General features: G+C 68.7%; 18 protein-coding genes. 4 read left to right on the top strand and 14 right to left on the bottom strand.

Annotated elements, in window-relative coordinates; translation table 11 throughout:
* Positions 1-267 precede the first annotated feature (267 nt).
* The 3 genes from DW298_RS17585 to DW298_RS17575 all read right to left on the bottom strand — a co-directional run bounded on the left by DW298_RS17585 (position 268) and on the right by DW298_RS17575 (position 4,087).
* Positions 268-1,368: a branched-chain amino acid aminotransferase gene (locus DW298_RS17585; protein WP_136043758.1), complete on the bottom strand. Its 1,101-nt coding sequence runs from the start codon at positions 1,366-1,368 to the stop codon at positions 268-270.
* 60 nt (positions 1,369-1,428) lie between these two features.
* Positions 1,429-2,472: a 3-isopropylmalate dehydrogenase gene (locus tag DW298_RS17580; protein ID WP_136043757.1), complete on the bottom strand. Its 1,044-nt coding sequence runs from the start codon at positions 2,470-2,472 to the stop codon at positions 1,429-1,431.
* A 79-nt stretch (positions 2,473-2,551) separates the two neighbouring features.
* Complete coding sequence (locus DW298_RS17575; protein ID WP_136043756.1) at positions 2,552-4,087, bottom strand: MFS transporter; 1,536 nt, start codon at positions 4,085-4,087, stop codon at positions 2,552-2,554.
* Positions 4,088-4,182: 95 nt separating this feature from the next.
* On the opposite strand from DW298_RS17575, the gene DW298_RS17570 reads away from it, so the two are divergent.
* Positions 4,183-4,725, top strand: coding sequence for a TetR/AcrR family transcriptional regulator (locus tag DW298_RS17570; protein ID WP_136043755.1), 543 nt, complete (start codon positions 4,183-4,185; stop codon positions 4,723-4,725).
* A gap of 66 nt (positions 4,726-4,791) precedes the next feature.
* On the opposite strand, the gene serA is transcribed toward DW298_RS17570, so the two are convergent.
* The 3 genes from serA to DW298_RS17555 form a co-directional block, all read right to left on the bottom strand.
* The gene (gene serA, locus DW298_RS17565; RefSeq protein ID WP_136043754.1) at positions 4,792-6,396 is read right to left on the bottom strand and encodes a phosphoglycerate dehydrogenase; all 1,605 of its coding nucleotides are present in this window, start codon (positions 6,394-6,396) and stop codon (positions 4,792-4,794) included.
* 123 nt (positions 6,397-6,519) lie between these two features.
* On the bottom strand, positions 6,520-6,855 hold the full coding sequence (locus DW298_RS17560; RefSeq protein ID WP_136043753.1) for a hypothetical protein: 336 nt from the start codon (positions 6,853-6,855) through the stop codon (positions 6,520-6,522).
* Positions 6,852-7,316: a hypothetical protein gene (locus DW298_RS17555; protein ID WP_136043752.1), complete on the bottom strand. Its 465-nt coding sequence runs from the start codon at positions 7,314-7,316 to the stop codon at positions 6,852-6,854. Before DW298_RS17555 ends, DW298_RS17560 begins: the two co-directional genes overlap by 4 nt.
* A gap of 85 nt (positions 7,317-7,401) precedes the next feature.
* Between DW298_RS17555 and DW298_RS17550 the strand changes: the two genes are divergently transcribed.
* Positions 7,402-8,343 (top strand): hypothetical protein, encoded by a 942-nt coding sequence (locus DW298_RS17550; protein ID WP_136043751.1) that lies wholly within the window; start codon positions 7,402-7,404, stop codon positions 8,341-8,343.
* Between the two features lie 13 nt (positions 8,344-8,356).
* Here DW298_RS17550 and DW298_RS17545 read toward each other — a convergent pair whose 3' ends face one another.
* Positions 8,357-9,019: a GntR family transcriptional regulator gene (locus DW298_RS17545; protein WP_136043750.1), complete on the bottom strand. Its 663-nt coding sequence runs from the start codon at positions 9,017-9,019 to the stop codon at positions 8,357-8,359.
* Between the two features lie 74 nt (positions 9,020-9,093).
* Here DW298_RS17545 and DW298_RS17540 point away from each other — a divergent pair, with 74 nt between their 5' ends.
* On the top strand, positions 9,094-11,928 hold the full coding sequence (locus DW298_RS17540) for an FAD-binding and (Fe-S)-binding domain-containing protein (RefSeq protein WP_136043749.1): 2,835 nt from the start codon (positions 9,094-9,096) through the stop codon (positions 11,926-11,928).
* Between the two features lie 75 nt (positions 11,929-12,003).
* Here DW298_RS17540 and ilvC read toward each other — a convergent pair whose 3' ends face one another.
* The 7 genes from ilvC to DW298_RS17505 all read right to left on the bottom strand — a co-directional run bounded on the left by ilvC (position 12,004) and on the right by DW298_RS17505 (position 20,791).
* Entirely contained in the window at positions 12,004-13,212 is a 1,209-nt protein-coding gene (gene ilvC, locus DW298_RS17535) for a ketol-acid reductoisomerase (RefSeq protein ID WP_342589083.1), read from the bottom strand.
* On the bottom strand, positions 13,112-13,621 hold the full coding sequence (gene ilvN / locus DW298_RS17530; RefSeq protein WP_091027442.1) for an acetolactate synthase small subunit: 510 nt from the start codon (positions 13,619-13,621) through the stop codon (positions 13,112-13,114). Before ilvN ends, ilvC begins: the two co-directional genes overlap by 101 nt.
* A 3-nt stretch (positions 13,622-13,624) precedes the next feature.
* Positions 13,625-15,427 (bottom strand): acetolactate synthase large subunit, encoded by a 1,803-nt coding sequence (locus tag DW298_RS17525; RefSeq protein ID WP_136043748.1) that lies wholly within the window; start codon positions 15,425-15,427, stop codon positions 13,625-13,627.
* A 50-nt stretch (positions 15,428-15,477) separates the two neighbouring features.
* On the bottom strand, positions 15,478-17,196 hold the full coding sequence (gene ilvD, locus DW298_RS17520) for a dihydroxy-acid dehydratase (protein ID WP_091027444.1): 1,719 nt from the start codon (positions 17,194-17,196) through the stop codon (positions 15,478-15,480).
* Between the two features lie 9 nt (positions 17,197-17,205).
* On the bottom strand, positions 17,206-18,003 hold the full coding sequence (gene otsB, locus DW298_RS17515; protein ID WP_136043747.1) for a trehalose-phosphatase: 798 nt from the start codon (positions 18,001-18,003) through the stop codon (positions 17,206-17,208).
* A gap of 52 nt (positions 18,004-18,055) precedes the next feature.
* Positions 18,056-19,462 (bottom strand): trehalose-6-phosphate synthase, encoded by a 1,407-nt coding sequence (locus DW298_RS17510; protein WP_136043746.1) that lies wholly within the window; start codon positions 19,460-19,462, stop codon positions 18,056-18,058.
* Positions 19,463-19,528: 66 nt separating this feature from the next.
* The gene (locus DW298_RS17505; protein WP_136043745.1) at positions 19,529-20,791 is read right to left on the bottom strand and encodes an MFS transporter; all 1,263 of its coding nucleotides are present in this window, start codon (positions 20,789-20,791) and stop codon (positions 19,529-19,531) included.
* 209 nt (positions 20,792-21,000) lie between these two features.
* Here DW298_RS17505 and DW298_RS17500 point away from each other — a divergent pair, with 209 nt between their 5' ends.
* Positions 21,001-22,203 (top strand): PLP-dependent aminotransferase family protein, encoded by a 1,203-nt coding sequence (locus DW298_RS17500; RefSeq protein WP_168429596.1) that lies wholly within the window; start codon positions 21,001-21,003, stop codon positions 22,201-22,203.
* The last annotated feature ends 4 nt before the right edge of the window (positions 22,204-22,207 follow it).

Raw genomic sequence — 22,207 nt, 5'->3', positions numbered from 1 at the left:
GCGTCCTCTCCGAGAATCCTCGAAGCAGTAGATCCTCCCGCGACTGCAGCAGGCACTCGGCGCGATCGAGGTCGATTTTTCGTGGCATCCACCATTCTGGCCGCACGGAATGCGGGACAACCCGCGGTCCACAGGCTCGTCGACGCAGATCACCGATGTGTAGGAAGACTGGCGGCCGCCGAGACCCCGAGTAAACGCCGAGACCCCGCCTTCCTGGAGTTGAGAAGGCGGGGTCTCGACGGAAAGGCGGGGTCTCGGCGGAGGAGCTCAGGCGTCGAGGCGCAGGAGCCAGCCGTGCTTGTCTTCCCGGCGGCCGTACTGGATGTCGGTCAGCTCTTCGCGCAGCGAGAGCGCGAGCTCGCCCAGCGGCTGCGGCTCGTCGAACCCGTCGCCGACGAGTGCGCCGATCGGGGTGACGACCGCGGCCGTCCCGCACGCGAACACCTCGACGATGTCGCCGGAGGCCACACCCTCGCGCCACTCGTCGATCGAGATCGGCCGCTTCTCGACCGTGTAGCCGCGGTCCTCTGCGAGCTGCAGCAGCGAGTCGCGGGTGATGCCCTCGAGGATGCTGTCGGACTCGGGGGTGACCACGCGTCCGTCCTTGAAGACGAAGACGACGTTCATGCCGCCGAGCTCCTCGACGTCGCGCTTCTCGTTCAGGAACACGACCTGGTCGCAGCCCTTCGCGCTGGCCTCGCTCTGCGCGAGGAGGCTCGACGCGTAGTTACCGCCGGTCTTCGCCTTGCCCGTGCCGCCCTTGCCTGCGCGCGCGTACTCCTCGGAAAGCCAGATGCGCACCGGCTTCACACCACCGGTGAAGTAGGCGCCCGCGGGGCTGGCGATGACGTAGTAGGCGACCTTCTGCGCGGCACGGACTCCGAGGAAGGCCTCCTTGGCGAACATGAACGGCCGCAAGTAGAGGCTCTGGTCGGCGCCGGACGGCACCCAGCGGCCGTCGACGGCGATCAGCTCACGCAGCGACTGGATGAAGTACTCGGTCGGGAGTTCCGGCAGCGCGAGTCGGCGGGCGCTGGCCTGCAGGCGCGCCGCGTTGCGGTCGGGGCGGAACGTGTGGATCGAGCCGTCGGCGTGGCGGTAGGCCTTGATGCCCTCGAAGATCTCCTGCGCGTAGTGCAGGACGGATGCCGCGGGGTCGAGCGGGATCGGACCGTACGGCTGCACGCGCGGACGGTGCCACCCGCCCTTGGCGGACCAGCAGATGTCGACCATGTGATCGGTGAAGACCACGCCGAAGCCCGGATTCTCCAGCGCCTCGGCGAGACGGTCGGGTGACACAGCGTTCAGGTTCTTCATGACGAGGAACTCCAGTGGAGCCACGGTCGCCTCGGCATCGATGGTCGTCATCTCATCATCCATTCCTCGTGGGTGGGCGCATCTTCGCGCCCGTTCAGCCTACGCCTGCAGTCAGAGGCGTGCAGTGATCGCGGAGCCGATCTCCGCAGTGGTGCGCGCGCCGGAGCGGGCGGCGATGTCGGCCTCGACCGCGGCGCTCACGCGAGCAGATTCCTCGGCGAGGCCGAGGTGGTCGAGCAGCAGTGCGATCGAGAGGATCGCGGCGGTCGGGTCGGCCTTCTGCTGGCCAGCGATGTCGGGCGCCGAACCGTGCACGGGCTCGAACATCGAGGGGAACGCGCCGTCGGGGTTGATGTTCCCCGAGGCGGCGAGGCCGATGCCGCCGGTCACGGCTCCGGCGAGGTCGGTGAGGATGTCGCCGAACAGGTTGTCGGTGACGATCACGTCGAAGCGCGCGGGATCGGTGACAAGGAAGATCGTGGCTGCGTCGACGTGCAGGTAGTCGACGGTCACGTCGGGGTGCGCGGCGGCGACCTCGTTCACGACGCGCTGCCAGATCGCGCCGGCGTGCACGAGGACATTCGTCTTGTGCACGAGCGTCAGCTTCTTCCGACGGCGCTCGGCGAGCTCGAAGGCGTATCGCACGACGCGCTCCACGCCGAAGGCCGTGTTCACCGAGGTCTCGTTCGCGACCTCCTGCGGCGTGCCCTTGCGGATCGCGCCCCCGTTGCCGACGTACGGACCCTCCGTGCCCTCGCGGACCACGACGAAGTCGATCTCTCCGGGAGCTGCCAGCGGGCCGGGGGCACCGGTGAAGAGCTTTGACGGCCGCAGGTTCACGTAGTGGTCGAGCGTGAAGCGCAGCTTCAGCAGCAGTCCCCGCTCGATGTTCGCATCCTTCAGACGCGGGTCGCCCGGAGTGCCGCCGACCGCGCCGAGGAGGATCGCGTCGTTCGCCGAGATCGACGCGAGGTCTTCGTCCGTGAGGGTATCGCCGGTCTCGAGGAAGCGTCCGGCGCCCAGCGAGAAACGGGTCTTGTCGAAGACCACGCCGCTGGAGGCGGTGACGGCGTCGAGCACCTTCTCCGCCTCGGCGATGACCTCGGGACCGATGCCGTCACCGGGGATGACGGCCAGCTTCACGACACGCGACATGACACTCCTTGCGCACTGCACGGGGATGGACCGGCCGGGCCCGACGAGGTCGAGCGGGCCGGTCCTCCCAGCGTACTGGTCAGTGCGAGGGGGCCTTGCGCAGTGTGACGGCCGCGATGACGCCGGCGACGACCACGAGGCCGGCGCCGATCAGCGACGTCACCATGACGCCCGAGCCGAACGCGGCGGCCGCGGCGTCCCAGAGAGCCGTGCCGAGAGCAGCCGGAAGCTCCTGGGCCGCGGTGTAGGCACCGGCGAGGGTCTCCCCCGCCGCGTGCGCGACGTCGGCCGGCAGCCCCTCCGGAAGCACGAGTGCACCACGGTAGAACGCCGTGATGATGCCGCCCAGTACCGCGGTGCCGAGCACGGCGCCGAGTTCGTAGGCCGTCTCGGAGACGGCACTCGCCGCACCCGCCTTTGCGGCGGGGGCGCTGGAGAGGATCAGCTCGTTGGAGATCGTCTCGGCCGCGCCGATGCCGATGCCGAGCACGACGAAGGCGACCACGAGCGGGAGCACGCCATGCTCATGGGTCGTGAACGCCACGATCAGGTAGCCCGCCACCGAGAACGCGAGTCCGACCGGGATCACGATGTGCGGCGGGACACGGCGCGAGACAGGCACGACCGAGAGGCCGGCGACGATCATCGCGAGCATGCCGGGCACGAGCGCCAAGCCCGCCATCATCGGCGACAGCCCGAGGACCAGCTGCAGATGCTGCGACACGAAGTAGAGGAAGCCGACGAGCGCGACGACGCTGAGCAGGTTCACCAGGATCGCCCCGGAGAACGAACCGCGCCGGAACAGCGCCATGTCGAGCATCGGCGTCCGGGAGCGCAACTGGCGACGGACGAACAGGTACCCCATCCCGAAGCCGAGCAGAGCCCAGGCGCCGGCCGTGAGACTCGGTCCGTCGACGGCCAGCGACTTGATCGCGTAGACGACGGGGATCATGGTCGCCATCGACAGCGCGATGCTGATCAGGTCGATACGGCCCGGGTTCGGGTCGCGGCTCTCCGGGACGAGCAGGGGGGCCGCGATCAGGAGCGGGATGAGCACCGGGACGGCGATGAGGAACACCGATCCCCAGGCGAAGTGCTCCAGGAGGAATCCGCCCACGATCGGGCCGAGCGCGGACCCGGCGGAGAACGCCGACGCCCACACCGCGATCGCCATGCGGCGCTGGTCGCGGTTCTGGAAGATCGAGCGCAGCAGCGAGAGGGTCGATGGCATCAGCATGGCGCCGAAGAAACCGAGGAGTGCACGAGCGGCGATGAGCAGCCCCGCCGTCGGCGCGAAGGCGGCGAGGGCCGAGACCGCGGCGAACCCGGTGGCGCCGATCAGCAGCATCTTCCGACGACCGAAGCGGTCACCCAAGGTTCCCATCGTCACCAGGAGGCCGGCGAGCACCAGCGGGTACACGTCGATGATCCACAGCTGCTCGGCCCCGGTGGGAGCGAGCGCGATGGAGATCTCCGGGAGCGCGAAGCTCAGCACCGTGTTGTCCACCGACACCAGAAGCACCGGCAGCATGAGGACGATGAGCGCCGCCCAGCCTCGGGCTCCGACGCGGGGAGCATCCGTCTCTGTCGTCGGGATCGACGCAGTACGGGTCATGGAACACCTCTCAGAATCTTGATCGCACGGTTAGTGAACCGTCCGGATGGTATAGTAACAGAGTTCCCGCCCCTTCCCTGTGCAGAGGATCCACGATGCCCCGACCTCCCCTCGCCCGCGAGAAGGTGCTCGACGCCTTCGAAGCGATCCTCATCGAAGACGGCGAACGCGCCGCGACGCTCGACGCGACGGCCAAGGCGGCGGGGGTCTCCAAGGGGGGCCTGCTCTATCACTTCGGCTCGAAGGACGAACTCGAAGCCGGGCTGATGGAGCGCCTCGACCGCCTGACGACTCTGGATCTGGAACGGATGTCTGCCGCCGAGGAAGGACCCGTCGCCTACTACGTGCGCACATCGGTCATGGAGGACGATGCGCTCGACCGCGCGCTCATCGCCGCGACCCGACTCGCCCAGGGCGGATCCGTGCCGGCAGCCGACATGCTTCGCGACACCCGACGCCGCTGGGCGGAGACGATCCGTCCGCACGTGCGGGACACCGCGAGCCTCGACCTCGTGATGCTGGTCAGCGACGGCCTCTACTTCAACAACTCGCTCGACGTGCACGGACCCGATCGATTGGTCCCCCGCAGCGACGAGCTCTCCGAGCTGATCGCACTGATCCTGAAGGCGACCGCCTGACCCCGCCGGCATACGCGCGAGAGGGCGGGAGCATCACGCTCCCGCCCTCTTGTCTGAAGCCGCCGATCAGACCTCGGTGATCTCGATCTGACGGAACAGGTCGGCGTCGATCGCGTCGCGCACATCGTCGAGCAGTTCATCGGACACCGGGGAGTCCAGCGTCAGCACGCTGAGCGCCTGCGCGCCGGCCGCCTTGCGGGCGATCTGCATACCGGCGATGTTGATGCCCGCCTCGCCGAACTTCTGACCGTAGACCGCGACGATGCCGGGGCGGTCGGTGTAGAGCATCACGACGTGGTGCTTCTCGATCGGCAGCTCGAGCGTGTGGTCGTTGATGCCCACGAGCTTCTCCGTCTGCTTCGGACCGGTGAGCGTGCCGGAGACCGAGAGCTGCGAGCCGTCGGACAGGGCGCCGGTGAGCGTGATGACGTTGCGGTACTCGTCGCTCACGTCGTCCTTGAGCAGACGCACGGCGATGCCGCGCTGGTCGGCGAGGAGCGGCGCGTTCACATACGACACCGTCTCGCTGACGATGTTCGTGAAGACGCCCTTGAGCGCGGCGAGCTTGAGCACGCTCACGTCGTAGTCGTTGAGCTCGCCGTGCACCTCGACGTCGAGGCTCGTGAGCGGCGAGGTCGCCAGCGAGGCGAAGATCTGACCGAGCTTCTCGACCAGCGAGATGCCAGGGCGCACGTACGGATCGATGACGCCGCCGGCCACGTTGACCGCGTCGGGCACCAGGTCTCCGCCGAGCGCGAGACGCACGGAACGGGCGACCGAGACGCCGGCCTTCTCCTGCGCCTCCTCGGTGCTCGCGCCGAGGTGAGGCGTGACGACCACGTTGGGAAGCTCGAGCAGCGGACGAGCGGTACCGCCCTCAGCCGGGGGCTCGGAGGTGAAGACGTCGAGACCCGCACCGGCGATCTCCCCCGCGACGAGGGCGGCGTGCAGCGCCTCTTCGTCGATGAGGCCGCCGCGCGCGACGTTGACGACGAAGGCGGTCGGCTTCATGGCCTTGAACTGCTCGGCGCCGATCATGCCGGTGGTCTCCGGCGTCTTGGGCATGTGGATCGTGAGGAAGTCGGACTCGGCGACGAGCTCATCGAGCGAGAGGAGCTGCACGCCCAGCTGCTGGGCGCGCGCCGAGGTGACGTAGGGGTCGTATGCGACGACGCGCATGTCGAACGCCGCGAGGCGCGCTGCCACGAGCGCACCGATGCGGCCGAGACCCACGATGCCGACCGTCTTCTCGAAGAGCTCGGCTCCGGTGAAGGAGCTGCGCTTCCACGCACCTGCGGAGAGCGAGGCGTGCGCGGCCGGGATGCGGCGGGCGAGGCTCAGGATGTGGCCGACCGTGAGCTCGGCGGCGGAGACGATGTTGGAGGTCGGCGCGTTGACGACCATGACGCCGGCAGCCGTGGCCGCCTTGATGTCGACGTTGTCGAGGCCGACTCCGGCACGGGCGACGACCTTGAGCTTCGGCGCGTGCGTGAGCGCTTCCTCGTCGATGCGGGTCGCCGAGCGGACGAGCACGGCATCGGCATCCGCCAGCGCCGCAAACAGCGCCTCGCGGTCGGTGCCATCGACGTCACGGACGTCGAAGTCGGGGCCCAGGGCCTCGATGGTGGCGGGAGAGAGTACTTCGGCGATGAGCACGACGGGCTTCGGCACAGTGGATCCTTCGGGGCAGCGCGGCAGGCGGGAGTGGCCGATGCGCCGCACACCATGGGGGCGCGATCGCGTCAACTCTACCCGAGCGCTCGAGGGCCTCCGTGCCGTGTGACCGTGAGCGACTCAGGCGCTCGGCATCGTCAGGCTGAGCGCGATGAGGCTCATCCAGAAGACCGCGACGACGCCGAGTCCCGCGAGGAACACCAGCGCGAGCTCTCCCACACCACGTCGTCGGCCGATCACGTAGGCGAAGGCGAAGACGATGGCGGGAAACGCGACGCCGAACAGAAGTGTCGCCCATCCCCCTCCGGTCAATCCGGTCTGCGCCATCGTGATCAGGTGCGCGACGGCGTTCCACACCGCGTAGGCGTAGAAGAGCCCGGCCAGACCGATGACGAGTCCGACGAGCCAGCGAGGCGAACCCGCCGAGACCTGCTGAGGAGCGGAAGACGCACTCACGATCCGATCACCCCCACGGTGACGAAGGGCCAGGGAACGAGGAGGACCACGCCCGCGAGCAGCACGGCGACGCGGACCCACGCGGCCCTCCCCCGGGTCAGGACCCAGGTCGCGAGGAACCACAGCGCCGGCGCGGCGATCGCCAACATGAACCACGGCAGGAACATCGCGTCGTCGACGAGGAAGGAGGCCAGCGGCTTCAGACGTAGCCCGCCGACGATCCAGCCGATCGTGTACAGGAGATAGACGCCGCCGACGATCCCGAGGATCAGGAGCATCGGCGTGCTCAGGCCGGCGGGCTCGTCAGGCGCAGCGGCGGTGACGGTGCCGTCTTCCTCGACCCTCCCCACGTCTTCGCTGCCCCTGCCCACGGCGTTCCAGCCGTGCGGAAGCGCGCGATCCTTCGGCGCTGCGGCCTCGTCGCCCTCCCAGTTGAGGGCGTCGTCGGAATCGGAAGTCATCTCCCCAGAGTAGGACACCCGGTCCACTATGCTCGGGGTTGCCTCGAGCCGGTATGGCGGGCATCGGAGGGAAAAGGGGAGCACCGTGGCCGACAGCGACAAGAAGAACGCCGACGTCGAGCAGCCTGCGGCGAGCAGCACGAATACCGAGCCGCCCGCCGGATGGGTCCCCACTCCTGAGAGCAAGGCGAAGGCGACCCGTTTCCGCTGGATCGCCGCCGTGCTGTGGGCCATCGCGATCGTCGGCGAAGCCGTCGGCATCTTCTGGCTGCTGCGTCAGCGGGAGTTCGTCGGTGAGGACGGGAAGCTCGTCCGTGACCCCGATACCGGCCTGTTGGAAGAGCAAGGCGTCACCGCGACGTTCCCGCAGTGGGCGTTCATCGCCCTCCTCGTGCTGCTGGTCGTGATCGCCGCACTCTCGATCACCGGATCGGTGCTCTGGAAGAAGGCCAACCGCCTCGACCCAGCGCGCAAGTCCGACAAGACTCGGTTCTTCGTGCAGAACCAGCTCGGTGCGATCATCGCGATCGTCGCCTTCCTCCCGCTCGTCATCCTGATCTTCCTCAACAAGGACATGGACAAGGGACAGAAGACGACGGCCGGCATCGTCGGAGTGGCCCTCGCGGCTCTCGCCGTCGTCCTCGGCGTGGACTTCGCTCCGCCGTCGGTCGAGCAGTACACGGCCGACCAGTCCGCCGTGATCCAGCTGCTCGGCAAGGACGAGGTCGTCTGGGTCGAGGGCGGCAAGGTCTATCACGTCTGCGACGAGGTTTCGGCGATCCAGACCGGCAGCGAGATCATCACCGGCACGACGGCGGAGGCCGTGGAAGCGGGCAAGAACCGACTGACGCTGCAGTTCGCCTCCGAGCTACGCGCGTGCGACCTTCCCGTTCCCGAGAACGACGAGGAGATCACCGAGGCGCTGCGGGCGATCCAGGCGGGGCAGGTCGACACCGTCCTGCCCGCACCGGAGTGGGCGGATTCCACCGAAGCACCCATCGTGGTCGAGGAGGCCCCGGCCGAGTGACGGCCGGTCGGCGCTAGTCGGCGTCGAGCGTTTCGACGAGCCTCTCCTCGGCCGACGAGAGATGCGCGTTGAGAAGGGCGGCCGCACGCTCGCCCTCCCCTGACTCGACCGCGTCGAGGATGTCGGCGTGCTGCGCGGCGATCACCGTAGCGTCGAGCAGCCGGCGTCCCTGCACCTGCGCCATGCACAGCCGCACCTCGTCGAGGACGCTGCGGTACATGCGACCGGTCCGCTCGCTCTGGAGCGCGTCGATGAGCGCGGTGTGGAAGCGCAGATCGGGGTCGACGGTCGCCGGGTCGGGGCCGCCCGGCATCGCGAGGATCTCGGCGTTGGCGTCGCGGGCGGCATCGGGAACCGTCCCGGTCGCAGCGAGTTCTCGCAGCGCCGCACTCTCCAGCCTCACCCTCGTGCGATAGACGTCGCGCACGGTATCGGCGTCGATCCCGACGACGCGCGCACTTCGATGCGCGGTGCGCACCAGGAGGCCGGTGGCGACGAGCTGTTCGATCGCCGCTTTCGCGCTCGGCCTGGCCACACCGAACGTCTGCGAGACCGCCGCCTCCGTGAGCGGCTCACCGGAGCGGATCTCGCCGCTGAGGATGCGTCCGCGCAGCTGAACGGTGACGGCATCGACCACGCCGACGATGCCGAGCGGCGCGTCCGAGGTCGTGGTCATCCGGTCAGTCTAACGAAACGCTCCGCCCCTCGGTACACTTGTCTGACAATCTTTCGACGAAGCAGAGGAGCATCGTGCCGACCACACTCGCCGAACCGCTGGACCCCGCGCTGCTGGGCCCCGCGACCGAGGTGCACTCTCGGTCCATCGATCGGTTCGCCCGCGCACACGACGCCTCCCACTACCTGCTCATCCCCGATGCGGTGCTCTCCCCCGCGGATGCCGAGGGCGTCGCCCGCGCATTCGGCGCGGTGCGGGCCGCGGGGCGCACGATGACCTTCCGCTCCGGCGGGACGAGCCTCTCCGGTCAGAGCGTCAGCGGCGACATCCTCGTCGATACGCGCAGTCACTTCCGCGACATCCGCGTGGAGGACGACGGCGCACTCGTCCGCGTCGGTCCCGGAGCCACGGTCCGCCAGGTCAACACCCGTCTGACACGCCACCGCCGCAAACTCGGCCCGGACCCGGCGAGTGAGATCGCCTGCACGATCGGCGGGGTCGTGGCCAACAACTCCAGCGGCATGGCCTGCGGCATCACCGAGAACTCGTACCAGACCATCGAATCGATGACGATCGTGCTCCCCAGCGGAACCATCCTCGACACCGGACGCCCGGACGCGAACGAGCTGCTCCGCGCCGCGGAACCGGAGATCGCCGACGGGCTCCTAAGCCTGCGGGCGCGCCTGCTGGCCTCACCCGAGCAGGTCGCCTTCCTCCGGCAGCAGTTCTCGATGAAGAACACCATGGGCTACGGCCTCAACGCCCTACTCGACTTCGATGATCCGGTGCGCATCCTCGAACACCTCATCATCGGCTCCGAAGGCACCCTCGCGTTCGTCGCCGAGGCACGGTTCCGCACGATCGAGGTGCGTCCGGCGATCGCGACCGGGCTGTTGGTGTTCGAGACCCTGTCCGCGGCCATGACCGCGCTCCCCGATCTGACACGTCTCGGCCTCGCGACGATCGAACTGATGGATGCGGCATCGCTCCGCGTCGCACAGGGGCTGAGCGATGTCCCGGCGGCCATCGCGGAGATCGACGTGCAGGGGCATGCGGCCCTCCTCGTCGAAGTCCACGCGTCCGATGCCGCGTCCCTCGCGGAGGCGAGTGCCGCCGCCCAGGTGCATTTCGAGGAGCTGCCGCTGGCCGTGGCGCCCCGGCTCACGACGGATGCGGGCGAACGTGCCGCCCTGTGGCACGTGCGCAAGGGCCTCTACACCGCGGTGGCCGGAGCGCGTCCCTCCGGCACGACCGCTCTGCTCGAAGACATCGTCGTCCCTGTCCCCCGCCTGCTCGCGACCTGTGAACGTCTGATCGAGCTGTTCGCCGAGCACGGCTACGAGGGCTCGGTCATCTTCGGTCATGCGAAGGACGGGAACGTCCACTTCCTGCTCAACGAGCGCTTCGACGACGCCGACAGCGTGGCCCGCTACCGCCGGTTCACGGACGACCTGGTCGACCTGGTGCTGTCCCAGCAGGGTTCGCTGAAGGCCGAGCACGGAACCGGTCGCATCATGGCGCCGTTCGTGCGCCGCCAGTACGGCGACGAGCTGACGGACATGATGTGGGAGATCAAGCGGCTGCTCGATCCCGACGGCATCCTCAACCCGGGCGTCGTGCTCTCGGATGATCCCGACTCGTACCTGCACGACCTCAAGCGCGTCCCCACGGTCGAGAACGAGGTCGACCGCTGCGTGGAGTGCGGATACTGCGAGCCGACGTGTCCGAGCAAGAGCATCACGCTCACCCCGCGTCAGCGCATCGTGATCCGCCGCGACATGGCCTGGGCGGAAGAGCAAGGCGATACCGAGCTGCTACGCGACCTGCAGAAGGACTACGACTACGACGGAGTGCAGACCTGCGCCGTCGACGGCATGTGCGGCGTGGCGTGCCCCGTGGACATCAACACCGGTGACCTCGTGCGCCGACTGCGGGCGGAGCAGTCCAACGCGATCGAGGGCGCCCTGTGGGGCACGGCGGCGAAGCACTGGAGCACGGTCACCCGAGCCGGTGGCGTCGCCCTCACGGTCGCCGACGCGCTCCCGGCGCCGCTGGTCCGCGGTGTGACCCAGGTGGGACGGGCGGTGCTGGGCGCCGACACACTCCCTCTCTACGACGGTGGGCTCCCCCGCGGCGGGTCGAAACCTCCGCGCCCCGAAGCCCCGAGCGACGCGCAGGCCGTGTTCTTCGGAGCGTGCATCGGCACGATGTTCGGCGGGGAGGCCGAAGGTCAGGGATCGAGGGACGCGCTGCGAGAGCTGCTGGACCGCGCCGGGATCCCCGTCGTGATCCCGGAGGAGAACGGCGGCCTCTGCTGCGGCACGCCCTGGAAGTCGAAGGGCCACCTGGACGGCTACCGCCTCATGTCGGACCGCGTGCTGGACTCCCTCTGGGAGGCGAGCCGCCAGGGCGAGCTGCCCGTCGTGTGCGACGCCGCGTCCTGCACCGAGGGCCTCGATGTGATGCTCGCGCAGTCCGTGGCGAACAACCCGAAGTACGCAGGGCTCCGGATCGAGGATGCCACGACCTACGTCGCCCGTGAGGTGCTGCCCCGGCTGACCGTGTCTGCGAAGCTCCCGACGGTTGCCGTGCACCCGACGTGCTCGACGACCGCCCTCGGCGCGACCGGAGCCCTGACCGCGATCGCGCACGCCGTCGCGGATGACGTGTTCATCCCGGAGGGCTGGGGATGCTGCGCCTTCGCCGGCGACCGCGGGATGCTGCATCCGGAACTCACCGCCAGCGCGACCGCGCAGGAATCGGCCGAGATCGCGGCGGCGGAGGGCGAGCGCGGCGGATTCGATGCCTTCGTCTCGGCGAACCGGACGTGCGAGATCGGGATGACCAGGGCCACCGGCCGCCCATACCGGCACGTGATCGAGATCCTCGCGGAACTCACACGACCCTGACCCCCGGCAAACGAAGAACGGGCGCCCCCGAGGGGACGCCCGTTCTTTGCTGACTCAGGTCAGGCTTGACTCAGATCAGCGCGCAGCACTGCCGTCGACGTAGTCCTCGTCCTGCTGCTTCCAGGCGAAGAGCGAACGCAGCTCCTTGCCGGTGACCTCGATCGGGTGCTGCTCCTCCTTGGCACGCAGCGCGAGGAACTCCTCGGCTCCGTTGTCCTGGTCGTCGATGAAGCGCTTGGCGAAGGCGCCCGACTGGATGTCGGCCAGCACGCCCTTCATGCTCTCCTTGACGCGCTCGTCGATGACGCGCGGGCCCGAGACGTAGTCGCCGAACTCGGCGGTGTCGGAGATCGACCAGCGCTGCTTGGCGATGCCGCCCTCCCACATCAGGTCGACGATGAGCTTGAGCTCGTGCAGCACCTCGAAGTACGCGATCTGCGGCTGGTAGCCCGCCTCGGTCAGCGTCTCGAAGCCGGCCTGCACCAGGTGGCTCACGCCACCGCAGAGCACGGCCTGCTCGCCGAACAGGTCGGTCTCGGTCTCTTCCGTGAAGGTCGTCTTGATGACGCCGGCGCGGGTGCCGCCGATGGCCTTCGCGTACGAGAGGGCGAGGTCCCAGGCGTGACCCGATGCGTCGCGCTCGACAGCGATGATGTCCGGGATGCCACGGCCGGCGACGAACTCACGGCGAACGGTGTGGCCCGGCGCCTTCGGGGCGACCAGGATCACGTCGACACCCTCGGGTGCGTCGATGTAGCCGAAGCGGATGTTGAAGCCGTGCGCGAAGGCGAGCGTCTTGCCGGCCGTGAGGTTCGGCGCGATGGACTCGCTGTAGATGATGCGCTGGTGCTGGTCCGGCGCGAGGATCATGATCACGTCGGCCCACTCGGTGGCCTCGGCGACGGTCTTCACGGGGAAGCCCGCCTCTTCGGCCTTCGCGGCGGACTTGGAGCCCTCCTTCAGCGCGATGGCGACCTCGACGCCCGAGTCGCGCAGGTTCTGCGCGTGGGCGTGGCCCTGCGAGCCGTAGCCGACGATCGCGACCTTCTTGCCCTGGATCAGGGACAGGTCTGCGTCGGCGTCGTAGAAGATCTCGGTGCTCACGGTGTGTTTCTCCTTGTTCTTTGCGTTTCGTCTGGCTTCGCGTGCTCGATGAGCGGCGAAAAGTGGGTACTCGGGTCGGTCAGCCGCGCAGGACGCGCTCGGTGATGCTCTTGCCGCCGCGCCCGATGGCGAGGAGACCCGACTGCGCGATCTCCTTGATGCCGAAGGGCTCCAGCGCACGGAGCATCGCGTCGACCTTGCCCTTGTCGCCGGTCACCTCGATCACGAGCGCGTCCGAGGCGTAGTCCACCACGGATGCGCGGAAGAGGTTCACCACCTCGATCACGTTCGAGCGCGTGGCGTTGTCGGTGCGGACCTTCACGAGCATGTGCTCGCGCTGGACCGAGGTCGAGAAGTCGAGCTCGACGATCTTGATCACGTTGATCAGCTTGTTGAGCTGCTTCGTGACCTGCTCGAGCGGCAGCTCATCGACGTCGACGACGACCGTGATCCGGGAGATCCCGGGCACCTCGGTCACGCCGACGGCGAGGGAATCGATGTTGAAGCCGCGACGGGCGAACAGCCCGGCGACGCGGGTGAGGAGACCGGGGGTGTTCTCCACCAGCAGGCTCAGCACGTGGGTCGACATGGATCAGTCCTCCTCGTCGAAGGCGGGCGCGTGCTCGCGGGCGTACTGGACATAGCTGTTGCTGACTCCCTGCGGGACCATAGGCCACACCATGGAGTCGGCGCTGACGACGAAGTCGATCACCACGGGGCGGTCGTTCGTCTCGAGCGCGAGCTGGATGGCGGCATCCACCTCTTCCTCCTTCTCCACGCGGATCGCCAGGCACCCGTAGGCCTCGGCGAGCTTCACGAAGTCGGGGATGCGAACGGTCCCGTGCCCGGTGTTGAGGTCGGTGTTCGAGTGGCGGCCGTCGTAGAACAGCGTCTGCCACTGGCGCACCATGCCCAGCGAGGAGTTGTTGATGATCGCGACCTTGATCGGGATGTTGTTGATCGCGCAGGTCGCGAGCTCCTGATTGGTCATCTGGAAGCAGCCGTCGCCGTCGATCGCCCAGACGTGCCGCCCGGGCTCTGCGACCTTCGCACCCATCGCCGCAGGGACCGAGTAGCCCATGGTGCCGGCGCCGCCGGAGTTCAGCCAGGCGTTGGGGCGCTCGTACTTGATGAACTGCGCCGCCCACATCTGGTGCTGGCCGACGCCCGAGGCATAGATGCCCTCGGGGCCCGTGAGCTCGCCGATGCGCTGGATCACGTACTGCGGGGCGAGGAGCCCGTCGGTCGTCGGCGCGTAGCCGAGCGGGAACTCGGTGCGGAGGCCATCGAGGTACGACCACCACTCCTCGATGTCGGGCTTCGCGCTGGCCGTCGCACCGCGGAACGCGGCGTCCAAGTCCGTCAGCACGTCGCGGACGTCGCCCACGATCGGCACATCCGCGGTGCGGATCTTCGAGATCTCCGCCGGGTCGATGTCGACGTGCACGACCTTGGCGTTCGGGGCGAAGAGCGCCGCCTTGCCTGTCACGCGGTCATCGAACCGTGCACCGAGGGAGACGAGGAGGTCGGCCTCCTGGAGCGCCAGCACGGCGGGAACGGTGCCGTGCATGCCGGGCATCCCGAGGTGCTGCGGGTGGGAGTCCGGGAACGCGCCGCGAGCCATCAGCGTGGTGACCACGGGCGCACCAGTGGACTCCGCGAGTTCGAGGAGCTCCGCCGACGCCTTGCCGCGGATCACGCCGCCGCCGACGTACAGCACCGGCTTCTTGGCCTCGGCGAGCAGGGTCGCGGCGGCCTGGATCTGCTTGCCGTGCGCCTTGGTCACCGGTCGGTAGCCGGGGAGATCGATCTTGGGCGGCCACACGAACGGCGCGGTGGCCTGCTGCGCATCCTTCGTGATGTCGACCAGCACGGGACCGGGACGACCGGTGCCGGCGATCTCGTAGGCCGCGGCGATCGCGCCCGGGATGTCGGCAGCGTCCTTCACCAGGAACGAGTGCTTGGTGATCGGCATCGTGATGCCCACGATGTCGGCTTCCTGGAACGCATCGGTTCCCATCAGCGTCGAGAACACCTGGCCGGTGATGGCCAGCATCGGCACCGAGTCCATGTAGGCGTCGGCGATCGCGGTGACGAGGTTCGTGGCACCGGGACCGGAGGTCGCGATGCACACGCCCACCTTGCCCGAAGCCGAGGCGTAGCCCTCGGCCGCGTGCCCGGCCCCCTGCTCGTGCCGCACCAGGATGTGCCGCAGATCCTCGGCATCCATCAGCGGGTCGTACACCGGGAGGATCGCGCCGCCGGGAAGACCGAAGACATCGGTGACACCGAGCAGCTCGAGCGAGCGGACGACGGCCTCGGCGCCGGTGATCTCCGGAGCAGAGGATTGACGGGCGGGCGGCCTCGGCACAGCCGGGGCGGAGTCAGCAGTCATGACTTTCCTTCTGATGATCTGTGGAGGACACCGGACGCCGGGCGGCCGGGTCAGCCGGTGGTCGCTCCCTCGGCGGCGGACCGCACGAGGCGCGAGTACTTGGCAAGAACGCCTCGGGTGTAGCGCGGGGGAAGCGGCTCCCAGCCGGAACGGCGGGAGGCGAGCTCTGCGTCGTCGACGAGTAGATCGAGAGAGCGAGCTGCGATATCGACCCGTATCAGATCACCATCGCGCACGAAGGCGATGGGACCTGCGTCCACCGCTTCGGGTGCTATGTGGCCGATGCACAGGCCGGTTGTGCCGCCTGAGAATCGTCCGTCAGTCAAGAGTAGTACATCTTTTCCGAGCCCCGCGCCCTTGATGGCCGCCGTGATGGCGAGCATCTCGCGCATACCCGGTCCGCCCTTGGGGCCTTCGTAGCGGATGACGATGACGGTGCCGGGCTCGATCTCGCCCTCGGCGACGGCGTCCATGGCGGCACGCTCGCGCTCGAACACCCGGGCAGGGCCCTCGAAGACGGCGGCGTCGAAGCCGGCCGTCTTCACGACGGCGCCCTCGGGAGCCAGCGAGCCGTGCAGGATCGTGAGTCCGCCCGTCGCGTGGATGGGGTTGTCGAACGTGTGGATGACCTCGCCGTCGATCGGCTGCGGGTCGAGGTCGGCGAGGTTCTCGGCGAGCGTCTTGCCCGTGACGGTGAGTGCATCGCCGTGCAGGAGGCCCTCGTCGAGCATCGCCTTCATGATCACGGGGATGCCGCCGTGACGGTCGACGTCGTTCATGACGTACTTGCCGAACGGCTTCATGTCGGCGACGTGGGGAACCTTGTCGCCGATGCGGTTGAAGTCGTGCAGGCTCAGCTCGACGTCGGCCTCGCGGGCGATCGCCAGCAGGTGCAGCACGACATTGGTGGAGCCGCCGAGGGCCATCGCCAGGGCGATCGCGTTCTCGAACGCCTCCTTGGTGAGGATGTCGCGCGTCGTGATCCCCTGACGGAGCAGGTTCACGACCGCCTCGCCCGAGCGGTGCGCGAAGTAGTCGCGGCGACGGTCTGCAGCGGGCGGCGCGGCCGAGCCCGGGAGGCTGAGACCGAGTGCCTCGGCCACGGATGCCATCGTGTTCGCGGTGTACATACCGCCACAGGCACCCTCACCCGGAGCGATCGCGCACTCGATGCGCTTGAGGTCCTCTTCGCTCATGAGACCGGCACGGCAGGCGCCGACCGCCTCGAACGAGTCGATGATGGTGACATCCTTCTCGGTGCCGTCGGAGAGCTTGACCCACCCCGGTGCGATCGAGCCGGCGTACAGGAACACGCTCGAGAGGTCGAGGCGGGCGCTCGCCATGAGCATGCCCGGGATCGACTTGTCGCAGCCGGCGAGCAGGACAGAGCCGTCGAGGCGCTCGGCCATCATCACGGTCTCGACGGAGTCCGCGATGACCTCACGCGACACCAGCGAGAAGTGCATCCCCTCGTGACCCATGGAGATGCCGTCCGAGACGGAGATCGTGCCGAACTGCAGCGGGTAGCCGCCGCCCGAGTGCACGCCCTCTTTGGCGCCCTGCGCGAGCCGGTCGAGGCTCAGGTTGCAGGGCGTGATCTCGTTCCAGCTGGACGCGATGCCGATCTGCGGTTTGTCCCAGTCGGCGTCTCCCATCCCGACGGCACGGAGCATGCCTCGGGAGGTCGTGGCCTCGATGCCGTCGGTGACGACGCGGCTACGGGGCTTGATGTCGATGGGCGCGCTATTGGAGGGATCATGCGAGGACATGACGGAAGTCTATTGCTGCGCGGAGGTGCGTTCGTCCGCCAGCGCCTCCAGAAGCGCGGCGATCTGTTGTGGAGTGTCCACACGAAGCGCCGCGGCGCTCTCCCCCGGGCCGACACGCACTCCGAGGTCACCGGGCCCGAGCACGCGCATCGCGTCCTCGTCCGTGACATCGTCGCCGGCGAACAGGATTCCGGTGGCGTCGAAGCGCTCCCGGAGCGCGGACATCGCCGCGTCCTTGCCCTCCGCGCGCGAGGAGAACTCCAGCACGCGGTGTCCGGCTCGACGGCGCCAGTGCGGGAACCGTTCGGCGACGAGAGCGTCGATCTCGGCGAAGACGCGCTCCTCGGTCGCAGGGTCCGCGCGGCGAGTGTGCACGCCCATGCCGAAGGTCTTCGGCTCGAACTCGGCACCCTCGTAGCGCTCGATGATCGGCTTCGCGGCCGCCCACAGCTCTTCGCGCGAGCCGTCCTCGGTGACGTCGCCCGCGATGTCGGCGTCCCCCTCGCCGGGGAACCAGTACTGCGCGCCGTGCGAACCCGCCAGCGCGATCGCGGAGTCGTCGGTGTGCTCGGTGATCACACGCAGGTCGTGCATGCTGCGTCCGGAGACGTAGGCCACGACAGTGTCGGGAAGCGACGCGAGGCGCTCCACCTGGATGGCGACCTCCGGAAGCGCGCGCGCAGCCATCGGGTCGGGCACCAGCGGTGAGGCGGTGCCGTCGAAGTCGAGTGCCACGACCAGGCGCGGCGTCGCCGCCAGGGCGCTCAGGTCGTCGTCGGCGGTTCCGGGGATCCAGGGGCGCGTCACAGGTTCTCCAATCGCAGGGGGTTCGTTCCCAGTATCGCGGCCCCGCGGATGCTCAGCGTCCGCGCACCTCGGAGAGGGCGGTGAGGAACGAGGAGGACCAGGCGTTCACGTCGTTGTCCAGCACGCGACGACGCAGCGACCTCATGCGCCGCCCCTGCTCGGCCGGGGGCATCTCCACCGCGGTCATGATCGCGTCCTTGAGCCCTTCGATGTCGTGCGGGTTGACCCGCACCGCCTGCCGCAGCTCGTCCGCCGCACCGGTGAACTCGCTGAGCACGAGGACGCCGCGATCGTCGACGCGCGTGGCGACGTACTCCTTGGCGACGAGATTCATGCCGTCGCGCAGCGCAGTGACCAGCATCACGTCGGCGGCCAGGTAGAGCGCGACCATCTCCTCGCGCGGATAGCCCTGGTGCAGATATCGGATGGCGGAGTGGCCCATCGTGTCGGTGTCGCCGTTGATGCGGCTGACCGCGAGCTCGATCTCGTCACGCAGGTGCACGTAGGCGTCGACGCGCTCCCGGCTGGGGCTCGCGACCTGGACGAGCGTGACGTCTTCGACATTGAGCCGTCCCTCCGCGAGCAGCTCCCCGTAGGCCTTGATGCGGTGGCGGATGCCCTTGGTGTAGTCGAGTCGGTCGACGCCGAGCAGGATGCGCTTCGGGTTGCCGAGGCTCGCGCGGATCTCGGCGGCGCGCGCGCGGACATCCTCGCGCGCTGCGAGCTCGATGTACGGCGTCGTGTCGATGGAGATCGGGAACGCCCGTGCCAGCGCGGTGCGTGACCCCTCGCCCTCTGGGACAGACACGTGGGGCCCCTTGACCTCGTAGCGAAGTCTGCGGCGCACTGCCGTCAGGAAGTAAGTGGCGTCCTGAGCCCGCTGGAAGCCGATGACATCGGCACCGAGCAGTCCGCGCAGCACCTGATCGCGCCATGGCAGCTGGGCGTAGAGGCCGTGAGCCGGGAACGGGATGTGGTGGAAGTAGCCGATGGTCACATCCGGCCGCAGTTCGCGCAGCATCTGCGGGACGAGCTGCAGCTGGTAGTCGTGAACCCAGACGGTGCCCTCCTTCGCGACGGACGCAGCGGCGGACTCGGCGAACCGGCGGTTGACCCGGACGTACGCATCCCACCATTCGCGGTGGTACTGCGGCGGCGCGATCACGTCGTGGTACAGCGGCCAGATCGTGTCGTTCGCGAAGCCCTCGTAGTACTCCGCAACCTCTTGCGCGCTCAGCGCGACGGGAACCAATTCGATGCCACCGGCTTCGAACGGCTCCAGCTCGACATCCGCCTGCCCCGCCCAGCCCACCCACGCACCGTGCACGTTGCGCATCATCGGCTCGAGAGCGGCTACGAGCCCACCGGGAGACGTGCGCCAGACCTCCTCGCCGTCAGGGCCCTCCACCCGGTCGACCGGGAGGCGATTGGCGACGACGACGAAATCTGCGGCGGTCAAGGGGGACTCCTCACATCAGCGATGGAATCAAACCTACCCAGGATCGCGGAATACCGTTGCCGGAGGTCAGACCGTCACCGACGAACGGGGGCGCCTCTCACTGCTGAGAGCCCAGTTCGCCACGCCTGCACCGAAGGCGATGAATGCCGCGATCATCGGCAACAGGAGCGCGGCTGACGTTCCGATGTTCTCGGCGATCTCCCCGGCCACGGCCGCGCCGATGGACTGCCCGACCACGACGCCGGAGCCCAGCATCGTCATGACCGTCGCCGAGCGTCCACGCGGGCTGCGTGCGGCCCCGAAGCTGTACTGCGTGACCAGGGTGGGGCCGATGCCGATCCCCATGATCGCCAGCGCGAGCATCATCGTTCCCGGCGAGTCGACGAAGCCGAGCAGAAGCGTTCCGGCGAGCAGGATGCCGGCGAAGACGAGCCACCGTGCCCGCATCGAGAAGGACGGAGGAAGCCACGCGACACCCAGCGCGAGCACCGCCGAACCGACACCCATCACTCCGTAGAGCAGACCGGCCTGCTCGGGCGCACCGCGGTCGGCCATGAACGACGTCAGCGACGTGAGCATCGTCCCGAAGAAGATTCCCACGCCGAGGATTCCGAGGACGACGATGAGCAGCTGTGGCCGGAACAGTTCCGAGACCGCAGACGGCGCCCGCCCATCCGCGTCGCGGTCCTGCGAGACGTGACGTCCGCTGGGGTGCAACGCGAAAGCGCCGACGAAGACGACGGTGAGCACGGCAGCGCCCACCAGCGGAGCCCAGGGTGCGAACGCGGACGCCAGGATGCCGACCAGGAAGGGCCCGAAGACGAACACGGTCTCATCGGCCGCGGACTCGTACGCCATCGTCCCGGACACCGTCTTGGCGCGACGCGCCTCCGGCATCCGATCGGCGATGATGGTCACCAGACGCGAACGCGAGAGCGGAGCGACCTGCGGCGCCGTGGCGCCGATGCCGACCGCCGCCAGCAGCACGAAGCCGTCTGCGGCATCCCCGTAGACCACGAAGGTGAAGAGCAGGAGCATGGCGCCGTTCGCCAGTGCGAGCACGACCAGGACCACCCGCTGGCCGAACCGGTCGGCGGCGGCACCGAGAAGGGGACCGAAGCACGCCGTCCCGAGGCCGACGGCCGCCGACGTGAGCCCGCCCAGCGAGAGCGACCCTCGGGCCGAGACGACGACGGTCAGGACGCCGACGACCATCATGGCGAACGGAAGTCGCGCGACGAAGGCGATGAGGAAGTAGGGAAGTCCGGCGAGACGCAGAAGACTCGGGCTCGGCTCGATGATCTGTGGGGGTGCTGATTCGCGTGTCATGGCTCTCGCGCGTCGAAGACGCGAAGTCGGGTGCCGCCGCTGTCCGCCGGGATGCCGACGGCCGGTAGATACACGGTTTTTGCGGCCGCGGCGAGCCGCGACGCCCCCAGGATAGCGGATGTGCCAGGGCATCTGCCGAGAGACGAGCGGTTCGCGACGGGTCTATCCTGGGCGACACCCCCGCACCTCGCTCCTCGAGAGGACCCCCGTTGCCCACTGCCCCGCACGCCGCCGCCGCACTCTCTCTGCCCCCGCGCTCGCAGCGCGCGGGCACCGCGAAGACCTCCCCCGTGCGCGACCTTCTCGCGCTGACCGAGCGTCCGGAGGTCATCTCGTTCGCGGGCGGCCTTCCCGCACCCGAGCTCTTCGACGTCGACGGCATCCGCGCAGCATTCGACGCCGTGCTCGACTCCCCCGGTGTGCTGCAGTACTCGGCATCCGAGGGCGACGCTCGACTCCGTGAGGAAGTCGCCCGACGGTACTCGGAGGACGGGTTGTCGACCACCGCGTCCGAGCTCATCATCACGACGGGTTCGCAGCAGGGGCTCGGTCTGATCTCGACGACGCTCCTCGACCCGGGCGACACGATCCTGGTCGAAGAGCCGTGCTACCTCGCGGCGCTGCAGACCTTCGCGCTGGCCGGGGCGCGCGTCATCGGCGTCCCTTACGACGGGGACGAGCTGGATCTCGAAGCGCTGGACCGGCTGGCCGCCGAGCACAGCCCGAAGTTCTTCTACACGGTGCCCACCTTCCAGAACCCCACCGGCCGCACCCACGGACTCGAGGCGCGCCACGACATCGCCGCCGTGGCACAGCGGCGGGGATTCCGCATCATCGAGGACGAGCCCTACCGCCAGCTCCGGTACTCGGGTGAGGCCCTCCCCTCGCTGGCCGAGCTGGCACCGGAGCACGTCATCAGTCTCGGCAGCTTCTCGAAGGTGATCGCACCCGGGCTGCGCATCGGATGGATACGCACGACTGCGGATATCCGCCCTACCGTCACGATCGCGAAGCAGGCCGCCGACCTCCACACCTCCACCATCGACCAGGCCGCGGCCGCCCACTACCTCCTCTCAGGTCGCGGCGAGCCCGCGCTTACGCGCATCCGCGACGCCTACGCCGCCCGGCGCGACGCGATGCTCGAAGCCCTGCCTGCCGCGCTGCCGAGCGGCAGTACGTGGAATCGGCCCGACGGCGGCATGTTCGTCTGGGCACGGCTGCCTGAGGGGATGGATGCCGCCGAGTCGCTCGGGCGCGCGCTGACCAACGATGTCGCCTACGTGCCCGGCGTCTCGTTCTACTCCGGGACGCCCGATCGACGGACGCTCCGCCTGTCGTTCACGACGTACTCCCCTGACAGGATCAGGGAGGGGTTGTCAAGGCTCGGGACGACCTGGGGCACGGGAAGGTAGCGTG

This window comes from Microbacterium sp. A20, from assembly GCF_004794515.1.
Classification (GTDB): domain Bacteria; phylum Actinomycetota; class Actinomycetes; order Actinomycetales; family Microbacteriaceae; genus Microbacterium.
The sequence above is the reverse complement of the archived record's forward strand: the minus strand, read 5'-3'. Positions and strand labels throughout refer to the sequence as shown.